The 16,363-nt window shown below is 72.5% G+C and carries 15 protein-coding genes; 6 read left to right on the top strand and 9 right to left on the bottom strand.

Going from position 1 to position 16,363, the window contains the following annotated elements:
* Nucleotides 1–9: 9 nt before the first annotated feature.
* From ABZY31_RS05625 to ABZY31_RS05610, 4 genes are all read right to left on the bottom strand, one after another.
* Entirely contained in the window at nt 10–1,224 is a 1,215-nt protein-coding gene (locus ABZY31_RS05625; protein WP_356405132.1) for an acetyl-CoA C-acetyltransferase, read from the bottom strand.
* A gap of 51 nt (nt 1,225–1,275) precedes the next feature.
* A complete protein-coding gene (locus ABZY31_RS05620) occupies nt 1,276–2,418 on the bottom strand; it encodes an acyl-CoA dehydrogenase family protein (RefSeq protein ID WP_356405130.1) in 1,143 nt (380 codons plus the stop codon).
* A 5-nt stretch (nt 2,419–2,423) separates the two neighbouring features.
* Nucleotides 2,424–3,581 carry a CaiB/BaiF CoA-transferase family protein gene (locus ABZY31_RS05615; protein WP_356405128.1) on the bottom strand — a complete coding sequence of 386 codons (1,158 nt, stop codon included), beginning with the start codon at nt 3,579–3,581 and terminating at the stop codon, nt 2,424–2,426.
* Between the two features lie 125 nt (nt 3,582–3,706).
* Nucleotides 3,707–4,099: an MmcQ/YjbR family DNA-binding protein gene (locus ABZY31_RS05610; protein ID WP_356405126.1), complete on the bottom strand. Its 393-nt coding sequence runs from the start codon at nt 4,097–4,099 to the stop codon at nt 3,707–3,709.
* 95 nt (nt 4,100–4,194) lie between these two features.
* Between ABZY31_RS05610 and ABZY31_RS05605 the strand changes: the two genes are divergently transcribed.
* Entirely contained in the window at nt 4,195–5,505 is a 1,311-nt protein-coding gene (locus ABZY31_RS05605; protein ID WP_356405124.1) for a saccharopine dehydrogenase NADP-binding domain-containing protein, read from the top strand.
* 43 nt (nt 5,506–5,548) lie between these two features.
* Here the strand turns inward: ABZY31_RS05605 and ABZY31_RS05600 are convergent, their stop codons facing one another.
* Entirely contained in the window at nt 5,549–6,226 is a 678-nt protein-coding gene (locus ABZY31_RS05600) for an endonuclease V (RefSeq protein WP_356405122.1), read from the bottom strand.
* A gap of 25 nt (nt 6,227–6,251) precedes the next feature.
* Between ABZY31_RS05600 and ABZY31_RS05595 the strand changes: the two genes are divergently transcribed.
* Nucleotides 6,252–6,551 carry a YciI family protein gene (locus tag ABZY31_RS05595; protein WP_356405120.1) on the top strand — a complete coding sequence of 100 codons (300 nt, stop codon included), beginning with the start codon at nt 6,252–6,254 and terminating at the stop codon, nt 6,549–6,551.
* A 49-nt stretch (nt 6,552–6,600) separates the two neighbouring features.
* Here ABZY31_RS05595 and ABZY31_RS05590 read toward each other — a convergent pair whose 3' ends face one another.
* Nucleotides 6,601–7,683, bottom strand: a complete 1,083-nt coding sequence (locus tag ABZY31_RS05590; RefSeq protein ID WP_356405118.1) for an oxidoreductase — start codon at nt 7,681–7,683, stop codon at nt 6,601–6,603.
* 338 nt (nt 7,684–8,021) lie between these two features.
* Between ABZY31_RS05590 and ABZY31_RS05585 the strand changes: the two genes are divergently transcribed.
* The 3 genes from ABZY31_RS05585 (at nt 8,022) to ABZY31_RS05575 (ending at nt 11,451) form a co-directional block, all read left to right on the top strand.
* Nucleotides 8,022–8,438 carry an SsgA family sporulation/cell division regulator gene (locus ABZY31_RS05585; RefSeq protein WP_356405116.1) on the top strand — a complete coding sequence of 139 codons (417 nt, stop codon included), beginning with the start codon at nt 8,022–8,024 and terminating at the stop codon, nt 8,436–8,438.
* 210 nt (nt 8,439–8,648) lie between these two features.
* Entirely contained in the window at nt 8,649–10,295 is a 1,647-nt protein-coding gene (locus ABZY31_RS05580; protein ID WP_356405114.1) for an ATP-binding cassette domain-containing protein, read from the top strand.
* A gap of 184 nt (nt 10,296–10,479) precedes the next feature.
* Nucleotides 10,480–11,451, top strand: a complete 972-nt coding sequence (locus tag ABZY31_RS05575; protein WP_356405112.1) for an acyl-ACP desaturase — start codon at nt 10,480–10,482, stop codon at nt 11,449–11,451.
* Between the two features lie 194 nt (nt 11,452–11,645).
* On the opposite strand, the gene ABZY31_RS05570 is transcribed toward ABZY31_RS05575, so the two are convergent.
* Entirely contained in the window at nt 11,646–11,897 is a 252-nt protein-coding gene (locus ABZY31_RS05570) for a WhiB family transcriptional regulator (protein WP_356405299.1), read from the bottom strand.
* Between the two features lie 109 nt (nt 11,898–12,006).
* Nucleotides 12,007–13,026 (bottom strand): non-homologous end-joining DNA ligase, encoded by a 1,020-nt coding sequence (gene ligD, locus ABZY31_RS05565; protein WP_356405111.1) that lies wholly within the window; start codon nt 13,024–13,026, stop codon nt 12,007–12,009.
* Between the two features lie 103 nt (nt 13,027–13,129).
* Between ligD and ABZY31_RS05560 the strand changes: the two genes are divergently transcribed.
* Nucleotides 13,130–14,200 (top strand): ATP-dependent DNA ligase, encoded by a 1,071-nt coding sequence (locus ABZY31_RS05560; RefSeq protein WP_356405110.1) that lies wholly within the window; start codon nt 13,130–13,132, stop codon nt 14,198–14,200.
* 29 nt (nt 14,201–14,229) lie between these two features.
* On the opposite strand, the gene ABZY31_RS05555 is transcribed toward ABZY31_RS05560, so the two are convergent.
* Nucleotides 14,230–16,311 carry an MDR family MFS transporter gene (locus ABZY31_RS05555; protein ID WP_356405108.1) on the bottom strand — a complete coding sequence of 694 codons (2,082 nt, stop codon included), beginning with the start codon at nt 16,309–16,311 and terminating at the stop codon, nt 14,230–14,232.
* Nucleotides 16,312–16,363 lie beyond the last annotated feature (52 nt).

Raw genomic sequence — 16,363 nt, 5'->3', positions numbered from 1 at the left:
CAGGGACGGTCAGAGGCGCTCGACGACGGTGGCGACGCCCATGCCGCCGCCGACGCAGAGGGTGACGAGGCCGTAGCGCTTGTCCTGGCGCTCCAGCTCGTCGATGACGGTGCCGAGGATCATCGCGCCGGTGGCGCCGAGGGGGTGGCCGAGCGCGATGGCGCCGCCGTTGACGTTGACCTTGTCGAGGGAGACGCCCATGTCCTGGACGAAGCGCAGGACGACGCCCGCGAAGGCCTCGTTGATCTCGATGAGGTCGATGTCGTCGATGGTCAGTCCGGCCTTGGCAAGGGCCTTGCGGGTGGCCGGGGCGGGGCCGGTGAGCATGATGGTGGGCTCGGAGCCTGAGACGGCGGCCGACACGATCCGGGCGCGCGGCGCGAGGCCGTTGCGCTCCCCCGCCTCGCGGGAGCCGATCGCGACGAGCGAGGCGCCGTCGACGATGCCGGAGGAGTTGCCCGCGTGGTGGACGTGGTCGATCTTCTCGATCCAGTGGTACTTCTGCAGCGCGACGGCGTCGAAGCCGCCGAGGTCGCCGATGTCCGCGAAGGAGGGCTTGAGCCGGGCCAGGCTGTCGGCCGTGGTGCCCGGGCGGACGAACTCGTCGTGGTCCAGGACGACCAGGCCGTTGCGGTCGGTGACCGGGACGACGGACTTGGCGAAGCGGCCGTCCTTGATGGCGGCGGCGGCGCGCTCCTGGGACAGGGCGGCGTACTCGTCCACGTCGCGCCGGGAGAACCCCCCGATGGTGGCGATCAGGTCGGCGCCGATGCCCTGGGGAACGAAGTTGACGTCCCAGTTCGTCATCGGGTCGTTGAACCAGGCGCCGCCGTCCGAGGCCATCGGCACGCGGGACATGGACTCGACCCCGCCCGCGAGGACCAGGTCCTCCCAGCCGGAACGGACCTTGGCGGCGGCCAGGTTGACGGCTTCCAGGCCCGAGGCGCAGAAGCGGTTCTCCTGTACGCCGGCCACGGTGTCCGGCAGTCCGGCGGCGATCGCCGCGATCCGCGCGATGTCCGAGCCCTGGTCGCCGACGGGGCCCACGACGCCGAGCACGATGTCGTCGATGGTGGCCGGGTCCAGGCCGGGGTTGCGCTCGCGCAGGGCGTGGATGAGGCCGACGACGAGGTCGATCGGCTTGGTGCCGTGCAGGGATCCGCTGGCCTTGCCGCGGCCGCGCGGGGTGCGGATCGCGTCGTACACGTACGCTTCGGTGCTCACTGGTCAGGCCTTTCGAGGGTTCGATGGTCGGGCGGGGAGGGGAGGTGCCGGTCAGCCGAGCAGGGAACGGCCGATGATCTCCTTCATGATCTCGGTCGTGCCGCCGTAGATGGTCTGGATGCGGCCGTCGACGAACGCCCGCGCCACCCGGTACTCACTCATGTAGCCGTATCCGCCGTGCAGTTGGAGGCAGCGGTCGGCCACCCGCTTCTGCAGTTCGGTCGCCCACCACTTGGCCATCGAGGCGTGGACGGCGTCCAGCTCGCCGTTCGCGTGGTCGACGATGCACCGGTCGAGGAAGGTGCGGGTGACGGCGCACTCGGTGGCCATCTCCGCGATCTCGAAGCGGACGTGCTGGAGCTTGGCGAGCGGCCGCCCGAAGGCCTCGCGCTCCTTGACGTACGCGGTGGTGATCTCCAGTAGGTGTTCGGCGGCGGCGATGCCCGCCATCGCGATGCCCATCCGCTCCTGCGCGAGGTTGGTCATCAGGTGGACGAAGGCGCCGTTCAGCTCGCCGAGCAGGTTCTCCTTGGGCACGCGGACGTCGTGGAAGAACAGCTCGGCGGTGTCCTGCGCCTTCTGGCCGATCTTGTCGAGGTTGCGGCCGCGCTCGAAGCCCTCGGCGCCCCGCTCCACCACCAGCAGGGACAGGCCGTGCGCCCCGCCCTCGGGGGTGGTCTTCGCGACGACGATCACCAGGTCGGCCAGGATCCCGTTGGAGATGAAGGTCTTGGAGCCGTTCAGCACCCAGTGGTCGCCGCGGTCCTCGGCGCTGGTCCGGATGGCCTGGAGGTCGGAGCCCGCGCCCGGTTCGGTCATCGCGATGGCCGTGATCGTCTCGCCCGAGCAGAAGCCGGGCAGCCAGCGGCGCTTCTGCTCGTCGGTGGTCAGCGAGGTGAGGTACGGCCCGATGATGTCGTTGTGCAGGCCGATGGCCAGCCCGGGGGCGCCCGCCCGGGTGAACTCCTCGGCGATGACGGCGGAGTAGCGGAAGTCGGGGTTCCCGCCGCCGCCGTACTCCTCGGGCACCGCGAGCCCCAGCAGGCCCTGGCGCCCCGCGGCCCGCCAGGCATCGCGGCTGACGACGCCCTCCTTCTCCCACTGCTCGTAGTGCGGCAGCACCTCCTTGGCAAGGAAGGTGCGCACGCTCTCGCGGAACGTCTCGTGTTCGGGCTCGAAGATCCGTCGCTCCACGGGTCTCAGTCCTCCTGCTCGGTCAGGGCCGGGACGTCCCAGTCGCGGGCCACGGATGCGGTGTGCGCGCCCGGCAGGGCGGGGCCGCTGTGCACGGCGGCCGGGGTCGCGGAGAAGCGGGGGGCGGGGGCGGGCTGGGTGATCCCGCCGACATCGGTGAAGGTGCCGCGGGCGGCGAGGTGCGGGTGGGCCGGTGCCTCCCGCAGCGAGAGCACGGGGGCCACGCAGGCGTCCGTACCGTCGAAGACCTCGGTCCACTCCGCGCGGGTGCGCGTCCTGAAGCGGGCGGCGACGGCCTCGCGCAGTTCGCCCCAGCGGGCCAGGTCCTTGCGGGCGGGTGCCTGATCCTTGATGCCGAGCAGGTCGGTGAAGGTGTCGTAGAACTGCTGCTCCAGCGCTCCGACCGCCATGTACCCGCCGTCGGAGGTCTCGTAGGTCCCGTAGAAGGGGCAGCCGCCGTCGAGCAGGTTGGCCCCGCGCCGGTCCTGCCAGCCGCCGGCCGCCATCATGCCGTGGATCATCGAGGTGAGGTGCGCGGTGCCGTCGACGATCGCCGCGTCGACGACCTGGCCGGTCCCGGTGGCGCGGGCGTGCTGGAGGGCGGCGAGGACCCCGATGACGAGGTAGAGGGAGCCGCCCGCGTAGTCGCCGACGAGGTTGGCGGGGACGGCGGGCGGCTCGTCCGGGTTGCCGATCATGCCGAGGGCGCCGGTGACCGCGATGTAGGCGATGTCGTGCCCGGCGCTGTGGGCGAGCGGGCCCTCCTGGCCCCAGCCGGTCATCCGGCCGTAGACCAGCCGGGGGTTGCGGGCGTGGCACTCGGCCGGGCCGACGCCGAGCCGCTCGGCCACCCCGGGGCGGAACCCCTCGATGAGTACGTCGGCCCGCTCGACCAGGTCCAGGACGCGGGCGGGTCCCCGGGCGGACTTGAGGTCCAGGAGCACGGAGCGCTTGTTGCGGTTGGTGATGTCGTAGGCCGGGTCGACGGCCAGGCCGCCCCCGCCGGGCCGGTCCACGCGGACGACGTCCGCGCCGAGGTCGGCGAGGAGCATGGCGGCGAACGGCCCGGGGCCGATGCCCGCCAGCTCGACGACGCGCACGCCGGCCAGCGGGCCGGTGGGCGTCCCTGTCATCGCCGTCCCGGTCATCGCGGTCACTGCCATCGAGCCCCCAGCATCCGTGGTACCCCTGTGTGACACAACTGATGTAACACCAGTGATGCTAGGAAGGGGCCCCGCCGAACACAAGCCCCTGGGGGCGGTCTGCCGAGCAAGCGCTTAGGAAGGTTCTACTCCCCGGCTCCGGAGCGTTCGTCGAGCGCCTTCACGTGCCGCTTGAGGGCCACGGTCCGGTAGCTCTCCTCCACCCACTCGCACACCACCTCGGCGCCCGGCGACCCCTTCTCCCCCAGCGGTACGGTGACCCAGCCCGAGCGGCCCAGTCCGTACCCGGTGGGCGCGGCGCCCGGCGCGGTCATCGCGTGGCCGTGCAGCGCCTCGTCCTTGAGCTTGACCGAAAGACCGGGCGGCTCGGGGCCGTCCGCGTTGCCGAGAAAGACGAAGATCTTCTTGTTGACCTTCACCACGGAGTCCTCCGGGCCCCACGGGTGCTCCTCGACCGCCTCGGGCAGCCCGAGGGCGAACTCCCGGACCGCCTCCCACGTGCGCACCGCAGCCTTCATCGTCGCCTCCCACTCACCGCAGGTCGCACCTGCTCGTACGGACAGCCGTTCCTCACGCTAGCCTCAGCGACCGACAGCAGTCGGGAGGAGCGGTGATGAACAGCCGGAACAGCAGCCAGATCGCGCCAGAACCGCCGGAGGACCAGCCGGATCAGCAGCCGGATCAGCAGCCGGACCCGCAGCCGCACCAGCAGCCGGACCAGCAGCCCGAGCAGCCCCGGCGACGCGCCGAACGGGACCACGACGTCGTGCTCTTCGGGGCGACCGGCTTCGTCGGAGCCCTCACCGCCGCCTACCTCGCCGCGCACGCGCCCGCCGGATGCCGGTGGGCCCTCGCGGGACGGGACCTCGCCAAACTCGAACGGCTGCGTGAGCGGCTCACCGCCCTCGACCCCCGCTGCGCGGACCTTCCGCTGCTGCGCGCCGACGCCGCAGATCCCGGGCAGGTGCGCGAACTCGCCGCCTCCACACGGGTACTGGCCACGACCGTGGGGCCGTACATCCGCTACGGCGCCGAACTGGTCGCCGCCTGCGCCGAGAGCGGCACCGACTACCTCGACCTCACCGGCGAACCGGAGTTCGTGGACCGGATGTACGTCGAGCACGACGCGCGGGCGCGGGAGAGCGGCGCGCGGATCGTGCACGCCTGCGGCTTCGACTCCGTCCCGGCCGACCTCGGCGCGTACTTCACCGTCCGGCAGCTGCCCGAGGGCGTACCGCTGACCGTGGACGGGTTCCTGCGCACGCAGGCCGCCTTCTCCGGCGGCACCCTGGCCTCCGCGCTCGGCGCCTTCGGGCGCGGACCGCAGACCCTGGCCGCCGCGCGGGCGCGCGGGCTGCACGAGCCCCGGCAGTCGGCCCGCCGGACGCGGGGCCCGGTCGGCGCGCCCCGCTACAGCCGGGAGACCGGGACGTGGGCGCTGCCGCTGCCGACCCTGGATCCGCGGGTGGTGGCGCGCTCCGCGGCGGCGCTGGAGCGCTACGGTCCAGACTTCCGCTACCGGCACTACGCATCCGTACGGCACCTGCCGGTCGCGGTGGCGGGTGCGGGGGTGGTCGGCGCGACGGTCGCCCTGGCCCAGATCCCGGCCGTGCGGAACTGGCTCTCGGGGCTCTGGGAGCCGGGGCGGGGTCCGGACGCCGAGCGCAGGGCCCGCAGCTGGTTCACGGTCCGCTTCGTGGGCGCGGGAGGCGGGCGGCGGGTGTTCACCGAGGTCGCGGGCGGTGACCCGGGCTACGGGGAGACGGCCAAGATGCTCGCGGAGTCGGCCCTGTGCCTCGCGTACGACCGGCTCCCGGCCACCTCCGGCCAGGTGACCACGGCGGTGGCGATGGGCGACGCGCTGCTGGAACGGCTCCAGAAGGCGGGGATCCGCTTCCGGGTGGTGGACGAGCGCGCGCTCTGAGGCCGCAGGCCCCCGGCGCGCACTCCGAGCCCTGACGCGCCGGTCAGCCCGCCTCGCGCAGGGCCCGGCGGCAGAGGGCGTCCGCGTGCCGGGTGGTCTCGGGGATCCGGAAGCGCGGGCTCAGGGCCAGGGTGTGCGCCGCGGCGTTGTCGAGGGAGACCCGGTGCCCCACGGACACGTACACGGGCTTGATCCCGTCCTGGGTGCGCAGCGCCCGGCCGACCTCGGTCCCGTCGGCTGCGCGCAGGGGGGAGGCGTCCCCCCTCCTGGCGCCCGGTTCCTCACAGGTGAAGGTGAACGGGTTCTTCGCGACGCCGATGGTGGCCAGCCCGGTGACCACCCCGAGGTGGCAGGCGAGGCCGAAGCCGCGGGGGTGCGCGAGTCCGTAGCCGTCGCAGACGACGAGCCCGGGGTCCGCGGCCAGCGCGTCCAGGGCGGCCAGCACGGTGGGCAGTTCGCGGAAGGCGAGCAGGCCCGGGACGTACGGGAAGCTCACGCGCCCCACGGCGGTCGCCTCTTCGACGACCTCCAGGGTGCGGGCGTCGAGGACGACGGCCGCCGCGGCGACCAGGTCGCGCGCGTCGTCGTACGCCACGTCGACCCCGGTCACCCGCCCGCGGCCGACCGGGGGGCCGGCCTCGTCGAGCACCACCCCGTGGCGGAGTTCGTCCTGTATCGCCCGGGCCTCGGTCTCGTCCGCGGGGGTCTGCACACTCGTCATGAGGTGCGAGGGTAGCCTGGCGATCATGTTCGTCATGGAGTTGTCCTACACCGCGCCCATCGAAGCCGTCGAGGACGTCATGGACGCGCACCTCGCGTGGCTGGACGGCTACTACGCCTCGGGCGTCTTCCTCGCGTCGGGCCGCAAGGTCCCGCGCGAAGGCGGCGTGATCCTGGCGGGCGGCGTCTCCCGCGCCGAGGCCGAGCGGATCGCCGCCGAGGACCCCTTCACCGTGGCGGGCGTCTGCGCCTACCGGATCACGGAGTTCATCGCCACGAAGACCTCGGCGGACCTGGCCGCGGTCCGCGAAGCGCCCCGGGCGTAGCGGCTGCCGCGGGGCGCTGCCCTGGCTGTCTGTGCCGTGACCGGGGCCGCTACCCCCGGCCGCCCGGTTCCAGGCGGGCCACGCGGCCCTTCTCGCCCGCAGCCCAGCACGCCAGGTCGGCGGTGCAGTCGACCGTGTCGAAGGAGCCCGGGGCCAGCGGCCGCCAGCTGCGGCCGGCGTCGAGCGTGACGTCCGTGCCGGTCGGCCCGACCGCCAGGGCGACCGTCCGCGTGTACGGGACCCAGGCCACCCCGGAGCGGTAGCCGGGCGGCGGCGCGTCCGACGGGCGCCAGGTGCGGCCCGCGTCGGCGGAGACCGCCCCGGCCCGCGGGGACGCCTGGCCGGTCCGGTAGTCGCCGCCCACCGCCAGACCGTGCGCGCGGTCGCGGAAGGCGAGCCCGAACACCCCCTTCGCCGGATCGCCCGCCGGAACGGCGGAGTCGGCCGCGCTCCACGTCAGCCCGCGGTCCGCCGAGTGCAGCACCCGGGCGCTCGCCCCGCCGCCGGTGGCCAGCCAGACGTCGGCCGGGCCCGCGCTGACCAGGCACTGCCCGCTCGCGGCGAACCCTGCCTCACCGGGCAGGGCGTCCGGCATCCCGGCGCTGGGCAGCACCCGCCAGCTGCGGCCGCCGTCCGCCGTGGACAGGATCCGGAACTTGCCGTCGACCGGGTCGCTCACGGCCAGTCCGTGGGCGGGGTCGAAGAAGGTCAGGCAGTCGTAGAAGGCCTTGGGGTCGGGGTTGCGGAAGGCCTCGGTCCAGCCGGCCCCGCCGTCCTCGGTCCGCCAGACCCGAGAGTCCTCGCCCTCGCCGATGGACAGGGCCACGGCCCGGCGCGCGTCGAAGGCTTCGATGTCGCGCAGCTCCAGTCCCGCGGCGCCGGGCGGCGAGACGTCGCCCCAGGTGCGGCCGCCGTCCACCGTGCGCAGCACCTTGCCCTGGGACCCGGACACCCAGGCCGTCGAGCGGTTCACCGCCGCGAGCCCCCGGAAGCGGGCGTCCGTACCGGTGTCCTTGAGGGCCCAGCCGGGAGCCGCTCCGAAGGCCGCCAGGCCACCGGGCTCCGCCGCGGCGGGGGCGGCCAGTACCCCGACCAGGGCTGCCGCGCACATGCCAACTGCCAGAAGTCTCATGGCGCCGGAAGCTAACGCACCCGGCAACGGCCGTCCAGGGTGCCTCGACCGATGAGCACGCAGGGTGCCCGTTCGGGCACACGGGTGATCCCCTGGGCCGGTGGAGTGAGCGGAAACCGGCCTTAGTTGACCCCTCCAGCGCGTCACGGCAGCACACCGCTCCCTATGCGTGCCACGGTCGCCACGGACCGGCTGTGTGATCACACCACCGTGTTCCGGCCATTCGGTGACACAGCTCACGCCTTCCCCGCATGCACGGATTGGCGTTTTCCCGCGTCTATCCGGTTGCCGGGCCCCAGCCAGAGCCCGGCAACCGATCCGCCGCAAGGGAGCGAGCCTTGATCACCATCATCGAGCAGGCCGTGCAGGCCCGTCTGGTCGCCACAGCCCCGAAGGTCGAGACCGTCCCCGTCACCTTCCACTACGACCGCTCGGATCCCTTCGCCGTCCGCATGGCCTTCCCCGCCCCGGCGACCCTGGAGGGCGTCGAGGTGTCGTGGACCTTTGCCCGAGAGCTGCTGGAAGCGGGGCTGGAGCGCCCCTGCGGGCACGGGGACGTACGCGTGCGGCCGTACGGATCGGGCCGGACCGTGGTGGAGTTCCACGCTCCGGAAGGCGTGGCGATCGTCCTGATGGCGTCCTCGGAGCTGCACCGCTTCCTGGAGCGGGCCGCGGCCGTGGTTCCGCCCGGCCTGGAGCACCTGTACCTGGACGTGGACCACAGCCTGGCCGAGCTGATGCGCGACTCCTGCTGAGGCCCGGGGGCTCCACGCCCGGCGACAAAATCGTTTGCGGGCGGCCACGGCCCCCCGTAGCTTCGTAGACGCCCCATCGCCGTCGAAACGGAGTAGGACGTTGCTCTTCTGAGGTCCGAGACACCGATCCCGCAAGCCCTCCGCCAGGAGCGCTCGCGCCGGCTGTCTCCCCGCGTTGCACCGCACCATTCACGCAACCTGGAGGCCTCCATGAGCCATTCCCCTACGTTCGTCACCTGCTCCGACCTCTCCTTCGACTGGCCCGACGGGACCCCGGTCTTCGACGGGCTCCAGCTCGCCGTCGGCCCCGGCCGCACCGGCCTGATCGGCCTCAACGGCTCGGGCAAGTCCACCCTCTTGAAACTGATCGCGGGCGAACTGGCCGCCGGCGACGGCCAGATCTCCGCGGCGGGTACGGTCGGCCACCTCCCCCAGGGGGTCACCCTCGACACCGCCCTGCGCGTGGACGAGGCCCTCGGGATCGCCACCGCCCGCGCCGCCCTGCACGCCATCGAGGCGGGCGAGGCCACCGAGGCCAACTTCACTGCGGTCGGCGACGACTGGGACGTCGAGGAGCGGGCGACCGCCACCCTCGACCAGCTGGGCCTGGGCCGGATCGGCCTCGACCGCACGGTCGGCGAACTGTCCGGCGGCGAGTCGGTCCTGCTGCGGCTGGCCGCCCTTCTCCTCGCCCGGCCGGACGTCCTACTTCTCGACGAACCCACCAACAACCTGGACCTGCGGGCCCGCCGGCGGCTCTACGCCGCCGTCGAGTCGTGGACCGGCGTCCTGGTCCTGGTCAGCCACGACCGCGAACTGCTGGACCGGGTCGACCAGATCGCCGAACTGCGCGAGGGCGAAGTCCGCTGGTACGGCGGGAACTTCAGCGCGTACGAGGAGATCGTGGCCGCCGAGCAGGACGCCGCCGAGCGCCTGGTCCGGGTCGCGGAGGCCGACGTACAGCGCCAGAAGCGCGAACTGTCCGAGGCGCACCTCAAACTGGCCCGGCGCAAGCGGTACGGCCAGAAGATGAACGACACCAAGCGCGAGCCCAAGATCGTGATGGGCCAGCGCAAACGGGCGGCCGAGGTGTCGGCCGGCAAGCACCGGATCATGCACACCGAGAAGCTCGCGCAGGCGCGCGAGCGGCTCGACCAGGCGGTGGAGGCCGTGCGCGACGACGACGAGATCCGGATCGAGCTGCCCGCCACGCGGGTTCCGGCCGGGCGCGGCGTGCTGACCCTGCGCGGACTGCGCCTCGCGCATGCGAGCGCGGTGGCGGTTCCGGGCGAATGGGAGCTGCGCGGGCCGGAGCGGATCGCCCTGGTCGGGCGCAACGGCTCGGGCAAGACCACCCTGCTGCGCACGGTGGCCGGGCACCTGCCGCCCGTGGCCGGGGAGGCGGTGGCGCACGTACCGGCCCGCTTCCTGCCGCAGCGGCTCGACGTCCTGGACGACACGCGGTCGGTGGTGGAGAACGTGGCGCGCTTCGCTCCGGAGGCCACGAACAACCGGATCCGCGCGCGGCTCGCGCACTTCCTCTTCCGGGGCGGACGGGCGGACCGGGCGGCCGGCACCCTGTCGGGGGGCGAGCGGTTCCGGGCGGCGCTCGCGGCGCTGCTGCTGGCGGAGCCGGCGCCGCAGCTGCTGATGCTGGACGAGCCGACGAACAACCTGGACCTGGCGAGCGTGGCGCAGCTGACGCAGGCGCTGGAGTCGTACGAGGGGGCCCTGGTCGTCGCCAGTCACGACGTGCCGTTCCTGGAGTCGATCGGCATCACCCGGTGGCTGCTGCTGGACGGCGAGCTGCGCCCGACCACGGCGGAGGAGGTCCGCGCGTCGATGTGGCAGGACTGAGCGGCGACGGGGGACCACCTTCCGGTGGACTTTCCACGCCCTGGCACCCCCTTCAACTGCATACATAACCGGACGTAACCAACCACCCCCCGGGGTGGGGCTTGGTTCCTCTTCACGGCGCGCTTAACCTACGGGTTCGTAGGCTACGGAACCGTAGGTATTCGCTTTGTCCCCAGGAGCACCCGTGACGATCACCTCTCCCCACCTCGGCAGCTCGGAGGCGTGGACCGACGCCAAGCTGCTGTTCGCGCTGGAAGAGGTGGTGGAGAAAGAGCTGAACCGCCACCTGAAGGTGACCAGGGACTGGATGCCCCACGAGTACGTCCCGTGGAGCGACGCCCGCAATTTCCCGGGCTTCTTCGAGGACGGCGAGGAGTGGCGGGTCGGCCAGTCCAAGGTCACCGACATCGGCCGCACGGCCCTGGTGGTCAACCTGCTGACCGAGGACAACCTCCCCAGCTACCACCACGAGATCGCTTCCCTCTTCGGCCGCAACGGCGCCTGGGGCACCTGGGTGCACCGCTGGACCGCGGAGGAGGGGCGCCACGGCATCGTGATGCGCGACTACCTGCTCGCGTCGCGCGCCGTGGACCCGGACAAGCTCGAAGAGTTCCGGATGATGCACATGTCGGAGGGCTTCGAGTCCGACAACCGGCACTCGATGCTGCACTCGGTGGCGTACGTCGCCTTCCAGGAGCTGGCCACCCGGATCTCGCACCGCAACACCGGCCACCAGTCCGGCGACCCGGTCTGCGACCGGATGCTCGCCCGCATCGCGGCCGACGAGAACCTGCACATGATCTTCTACCGCAACCTGCTCGGCGCCGCCTTCGAGCTGGCCCCGGACCTGACGATGCAGGCCGTGCGCGACGTGGTCGTCGACTTCCGGATGCCGGGGCACGGCATGCCGGGCTTCGAGCGGGCCGCCGCGCAGATGGCCATCGGCGGCATTTACAACATGCGCATCCACCACGACGACGTGCTGAGCCCGGTGCTCCGCTACCTCAAGGTCATGGAGATCGACGGCCTGGGCGCCGACGGCCGGAAGGCTCAGGAAGAGCTGGGCATGTACATGGACGGCCTGGACGCCGAAGCCAAGAAGTTCGACGAGCGCCTCGCCGCGCGCGCGGCGCGCATCGCGGCCCGCAAGGCCTGATGACCCGCACGGCCTGATCCCGCTTCGGGAACGACGACGATGCCCCGGCAGAGCCCCGCGCCGCCGGGGCATCGTCGCGACCGGCCCAGGGGGCCGGGCCCAGGGGGCCGGGTCTACGCGGCACGCCGGGCCGGGTGCCGGCCGACCCCCGGGCAGAAGCTCCCGGGGCGGCCGTGCGCGCGGCGGCCGGCGCGTCAGCCCCGGGAGCGCAGTGCGTGGCGTTCGCCTTCCGAGAGGCCGCCCCAGACACCGAAGCGCTCGTCGTTGGCCAGGGCGTACTCCAGGCAGGCCACCCGCCCCTCGCACGCACCGCACAGCCGCTTCGCGTCGCGCAGGGAGGACCCCGGCTCGGGGAAGAAGAAGCCGGGACCGGTCTGCGCGCAGAGGGCCAGTTCGTACCAAGAGACGTCCGTCGCCGCCGTCGTCGTGCGTTCGCTCGTGTTCATCGACATGCGGTGATCCTCACCGCGCCCGCTGTACGTCCGATCAACGACCGATCAACACCGTTCATCGGCCCGCGCCGTCGTGCGCCGGCGGGGACGCGCCGGGGCGCGCTTACTCCGCCGGTCTGGCCCGGCTCGGCTGGACGCGCTTCGGTTCGCCCGGCATCTTCGGGTAGTCGGGGGGGTAGGGCATGTCGCCCATGCCGCGGTGGTGTTCGTCGTGTTCCGCCAGCTCCAGGACGGCGTCGAGGCTGAAGGCGTGGTCGTCCATGTCCGCATGGAGGTCGCCCAGTTCGGCGAAGCGCTTGGGCATCGTCACGATGTCGAAGTCCCGCGGCTCGGCCGCGTCGACCTCGTCCCAGCGCAGCGGTGCCGAGACCGGGGCGTGCGGGCGGGGGCGGACGGAATAGGCCGAGGCGATGGTGCGGTCGCGCGCGGTCTGGTTGTAGTCGACGAAGATCCGCTCGCCCCGCTCCTCCTTCCACCAGGCCGTGGTGACCTTCCCCGGCATCCGGCGCTCCAGCTCCCGGCCGAGGGCGATCGCGCAGCGGCGGACCTCGGTGAACGTCCAGCGCGGCTCGATGGGCACGAAGACGTGCAGGCCCCGGCCGCCCGAGGTCTTGGGCCAGCCGCGCAGGCCCAGTTCCTCCAGCAGCGCGCGCAGCTCGTGCGCCGCCGCCACCGCGTGGTGGTAGTCGGTCCCCGGCTGCGGGTCGAGGTCGATGCGCAGCTCGTCGGGGCGGTCGGTGTCACCGCGGCGCACCGGCCACGGGTGGAAGGTGAGGCAGCCGAGGTTCGCGGCCCACAGCACGGCCGCCGGTTCGGTCGGGCAGATCTCGTCCGCCGTCCGCCCGCTGGGGAAGGCGATGTGGGCGGTCGGAATCCATTCGGGCAGGTTCTTCGGCGCGCGCTTCTGGAAGAAGGACTCCCCTTCCACCCCGTCCGGGTAGCGCTCCAGGGTGGTCGGCCGGTCCCGCAGGGCGCGCGTGATGCCCTCCGCCACGGCCAGGTAGTAGCGCGCGACGTCCAGCTTGGTCAGGCCGCGCTCCGGAAAGTAGATCTTGTCCGGGCTCGACAGCCGTACCGTCCGCCCGCCCGCTTCCAGCTCGATCGCATTGCCCGCAGCACCCATGTGCGCCACGGTAGGCGCGCCCGGCTCACCTCGCATACCGGGCGGGCATGGACGTACCACCGCAGAATCGGAGACATGGACGACAGACCGAGGTGGAGCTGACATGGATCTGCCCGTGATGCCCCCGGTGAAGCCGATGCTGGCGAAGTCCGTGTCCCGCATCCCCGCAGGCATGCAGTACGAGGCGAAGTGGGACGGCTTCCGCGCCATCGTCCACCGGGACGGCGACGAGATCGAGATCGGCAGCCGCACCGGCAAGTCGCTGACCCGCTACTTTCCCGAGCTGGTCACGGCGCTCAAGGACAATCTGCCTCCGCGCTGCGTGGTGGACGGGGAGATCGTGATCGTTCATGGCGGGCGGCTGGACTTCGACCGTCTGAGCGAACGCATCCATCCCGCCCAGTCCCGCGTCACCCTCCTGGCCGATCGGACCCCGGCCAGCTTCATCGTCTTCGACCTGCTCGCGCTCGGCGACGAGGCCTTCCTCGACACCCCGCTCGCCGACCGGCGCACCGCGCTCACCGCAGTCCTGTCCACGGCCCGTCCCCCCGTCCATCTCGCGCCCGCCACCACCGACCCCGCGCTCGCGCAGGAGTGGTTCGAGCGGTTCGAGGGCGCCGGGCTCGACGGGGTGATCGCCAAACCGCTCGATCTGCCCTACCGGCCCGATGCCCGCCTCATGTTCAAGATCAAGCACGAGCGTACGGCGGACACCGTCGTCGCGGGTTTCCGTTTCCACAAGAGCGGTCCGATCGTCGGATCGCTCCTCCTCGGCCTGCACGACGAGCACGGCGTGCTCCAGCACGTCGGCGTCTGCGCCGCCTTCCCCATGAAGCGCCGCGCCGAACTGGTGGAGGAGCTCGAACCCCTGCGCATGCCGGACCCCGCGGGCCACCCCTGGGCGGCCTGGGCCGAGGAGGCCGCCCACGAGAGCGCCCGGCTGCCCGGCGCGCAGAGCCGCTGGACGGGCAAGAAGGACCTCTCCTGGGTGCCGCTGCGCCCCGAACGCGTGGTGGAAGTGGCCTACGACCACATGGAGGGCGACCGCTTCCGGCACACCGCCCAGTTCCGCCGCTGGCGGCCCGACCGGGTGCCGGAGAGCTGTACGTACGCCCAGCTGGAGGAGGTCGTCGGCTACGACCTGGCCGAGGTCCTCGGCCCCCCGACCACCTGAGCCCGCTGACCCCCGCCGCACCGCACCTCTCAGGCCCGCGCCACCACCCGCGGGGCGAAGTTCCCCTCGCCCAGGTCCTCCGCCAGCAGCCGCTTCGCGATGGCGTCGGCCGCCGCCCGCAGCTCCGCGCTGCGCGGGCGGCCCCGGTCGCGTTCGAGCCGGTCGCCGAGCCAGGTGGCCCAGGCGCCGGAGATGACCGCGGCCTCCCGCTCCCCCGCCCGGGTGAGCGAGAAGAAGGTGCCCTCGTGCGTCAGGTAGCCCTCCTCCACCATCCGGTCGAAGACGGGCACCAGCACCTCGGGGGGCAGCGAGCGGCGGGAGGCGATCATTCCGAGGCTCGCGTACCCGACCGTGCGGGTCAGCAGGTCGACCTGCATCACCGCCCAGGCGCCCGCCATGTCGAGCCGGGTGTCGGATCCGGCGACGATGCTCCGCGCCTGCTCCGGCCCCATGCTCCGGACCAGCTTGCCCACCGCCAGTTCGAGCAGTTTGGCCGAATCCCCGGAGGCCGTGGCCGGGGAGGCGAAGCCGTCGCCCATGTCGGTCGAAGCCGCCCGGGCGCTGTCGCGCAGCTTCACCTGCTTGAGGAAGAGCGCGACGACGAAACCGGCGCCCGCGACCGGCACCGTCCACAGGAAGACCGTGTGCAGCGCGTCCGCGTAGGCCGCGATCACCGGGGCGGCCGCGGCCGGGTCCAGGGCGTGCACCCCTTGCGGGCTCTGGGCCCGCGCGCCGATCGCCGCCGGGTCCCCGCCGGTGATCCGGGCCGCCTCGGCCACGCCCGAGGTCAGGGCGGGCTTCATGCTGTTGGCGTAGATCGTGCCGAAGACCGCGGCCCCGAAGGCGCTGCCCAGGGTCCGGAAGAAGGTGACGCCGGAGGTAGCGGTGCCGAGGTCCGCGTAGTCGACGGTGTTCTGCACGGCGATGGTCAGCACCTGCATGCACAGGCCGATCCCGACGCCGAGCACGAACATGTACAGCGATTCGAGTACGGCCCCCGTCCCCGGCCCCATCCGGGACAGCAGGTAGAGCCCGACGCCCATCACCAGGGAACCCGCGATGGGGAAGATCCGGTAGCGCCCGGTCTTGCCGGTGACGTTGCCGCTGAAGATCGAGGCGATCAGCAGGCCGATGACCAGCGGCAGGGTCCGGACGCCCGAGACCGTGGCCGAATCCCCGTCCACGTACTGGAGGTAGGTCGGCAGAAAGGTCATCGCGCCGAGCATCGCGAAACCGACGACGAAGCTCAGCACGGAGCACACCGTGAAGACCGGGTTCAGGAACAGCCGCATGGGCAGCATCGGTTCGGCCGCCCGGGTCTCGGCCACGCAGAACAGCGCGAGCGCGGCCGCCCCGCCCGCGAAGAGCCCGAGGATGACGGGGGAGGTCCAGGCGTACTCGTTGCCGCCCCAACTGGTGCCCAGGATCAGCGCGCTGGAGCCGACGGCGACCAGCGCGATGCCGAGGTAGTCGATGGCCGGGTGCGCGGCCGACCGTACCGAGGGGATCGTACGGGCGGCCGCGACCACCACCAGGACCGCGATCGGCACGTTGACGTAGAACGCCCAGCGCCAGCTCAGGTGGTCGGTGAACAGCCCGCCCAGCAGCGGTCCGATGACGGTCGCGACGCCGAACACGGCGCCGATCGCGCCCTGGTACTTGCCGCGTTCGCGCAACGGCACCACATCGGCGATCAGTGCCATGGAGGTGACCATCAGGCCGCCCGCGCCGATGCCCTGTACGCCCCGCCACAGGATCAGCAGGGTCATGTTGCCCGCGAGGCCGCAGAGGAACGAGCCGGTGATGAAGACGACCGCGGAGATCTGGAAGACGACCTTGCGCCCGAAGAGGTCGCCGAACTTGCCCACCAGCACCGTGGCGACGGTCTCCGCGAGCAGGTACGAGGTGACCACCCAGGACATGTGGGCAGCTCCCCCCAGGTCCGCCACGATGGTGGGCAGGGCGGTGCCCACGATGGTCTGGTCGAGCGCGGCCAGCAGCACGCCCAGCATGATCGTGCCGAAGACGATGTTGCGCCGCCGCCGGTCGAGCACGGGCGGCGCGGCGGCTATCGCGGGGTCGGCCGCGGGGGCCGCGGAGGCTGTGGTCACATCTCGCACTCTCACAGCGCCGCCGCCCGCCCGCATGCGGCGCTGGGCCGTA

Source organism: Streptomyces sp. NPDC006529 (genome assembly GCF_040611795.1).
GTDB lineage: Bacteria > Actinomycetota > Actinomycetes > Streptomycetales > Streptomycetaceae > Streptomyces.
The sequence above is the reverse complement of the archived record's forward strand: the minus strand, read 5'-3'. Positions and strand labels throughout refer to the sequence as shown.

What these genes read in the sequence shown, in the direction of transcription:
- ABZY31_RS05610 (WP_356405126.1), bottom strand. Translation starts at nt 4,099, where the DNA reads ATGAAGGCTGCGGTGCGCACGTGGGAGGCGGTCCGGGAGTTCGCCCTC.
- ABZY31_RS05605 (WP_356405124.1), top strand. Translation starts at nt 4,195, where the DNA reads ATGAACAGCCGGAACAGCAGCCAGATCGCGCCAGAACCGCCGGAGGAC.
- ABZY31_RS05615 (WP_356405128.1), bottom strand. Translation starts at nt 3,581, where the DNA reads ATGGCAGTGACCGCGATGACCGGGACGGCGATGACAGGGACGCCCACC.
- ligD (WP_356405111.1), bottom strand. Translation starts at nt 13,026, where the DNA reads ATGGGTGCTGCGGGCAATGCGATCGAGCTGGAAGCGGGCGGGCGGACG.
- ABZY31_RS05590 (WP_356405118.1), bottom strand. Translation starts at nt 7,683, where the DNA reads ATGAGACTTCTGGCAGTTGGCATGTGCGCGGCAGCCCTGGTCGGGGTA.
- ABZY31_RS05580 (WP_356405114.1), top strand. Translation starts at nt 8,649, where the DNA reads ATGAGCCATTCCCCTACGTTCGTCACCTGCTCCGACCTCTCCTTCGAC.
- ABZY31_RS05595 (WP_356405120.1), top strand. Translation starts at nt 6,252, where the DNA reads ATGTTCGTCATGGAGTTGTCCTACACCGCGCCCATCGAAGCCGTCGAG.
- ABZY31_RS05600 (WP_356405122.1), bottom strand. Translation starts at nt 6,226, where the DNA reads ATGACGAGTGTGCAGACCCCCGCGGACGAGACCGAGGCCCGGGCGATA.
- ABZY31_RS05570 (WP_356405299.1), bottom strand. Translation starts at nt 11,897, where the DNA reads ATGAACACGAGCGAACGCACGACGACGGCGGCGACGGACGTCTCTTGG.
- ABZY31_RS05560 (WP_356405110.1), top strand. Translation starts at nt 13,130, where the DNA reads ATGGATCTGCCCGTGATGCCCCCGGTGAAGCCGATGCTGGCGAAGTCC.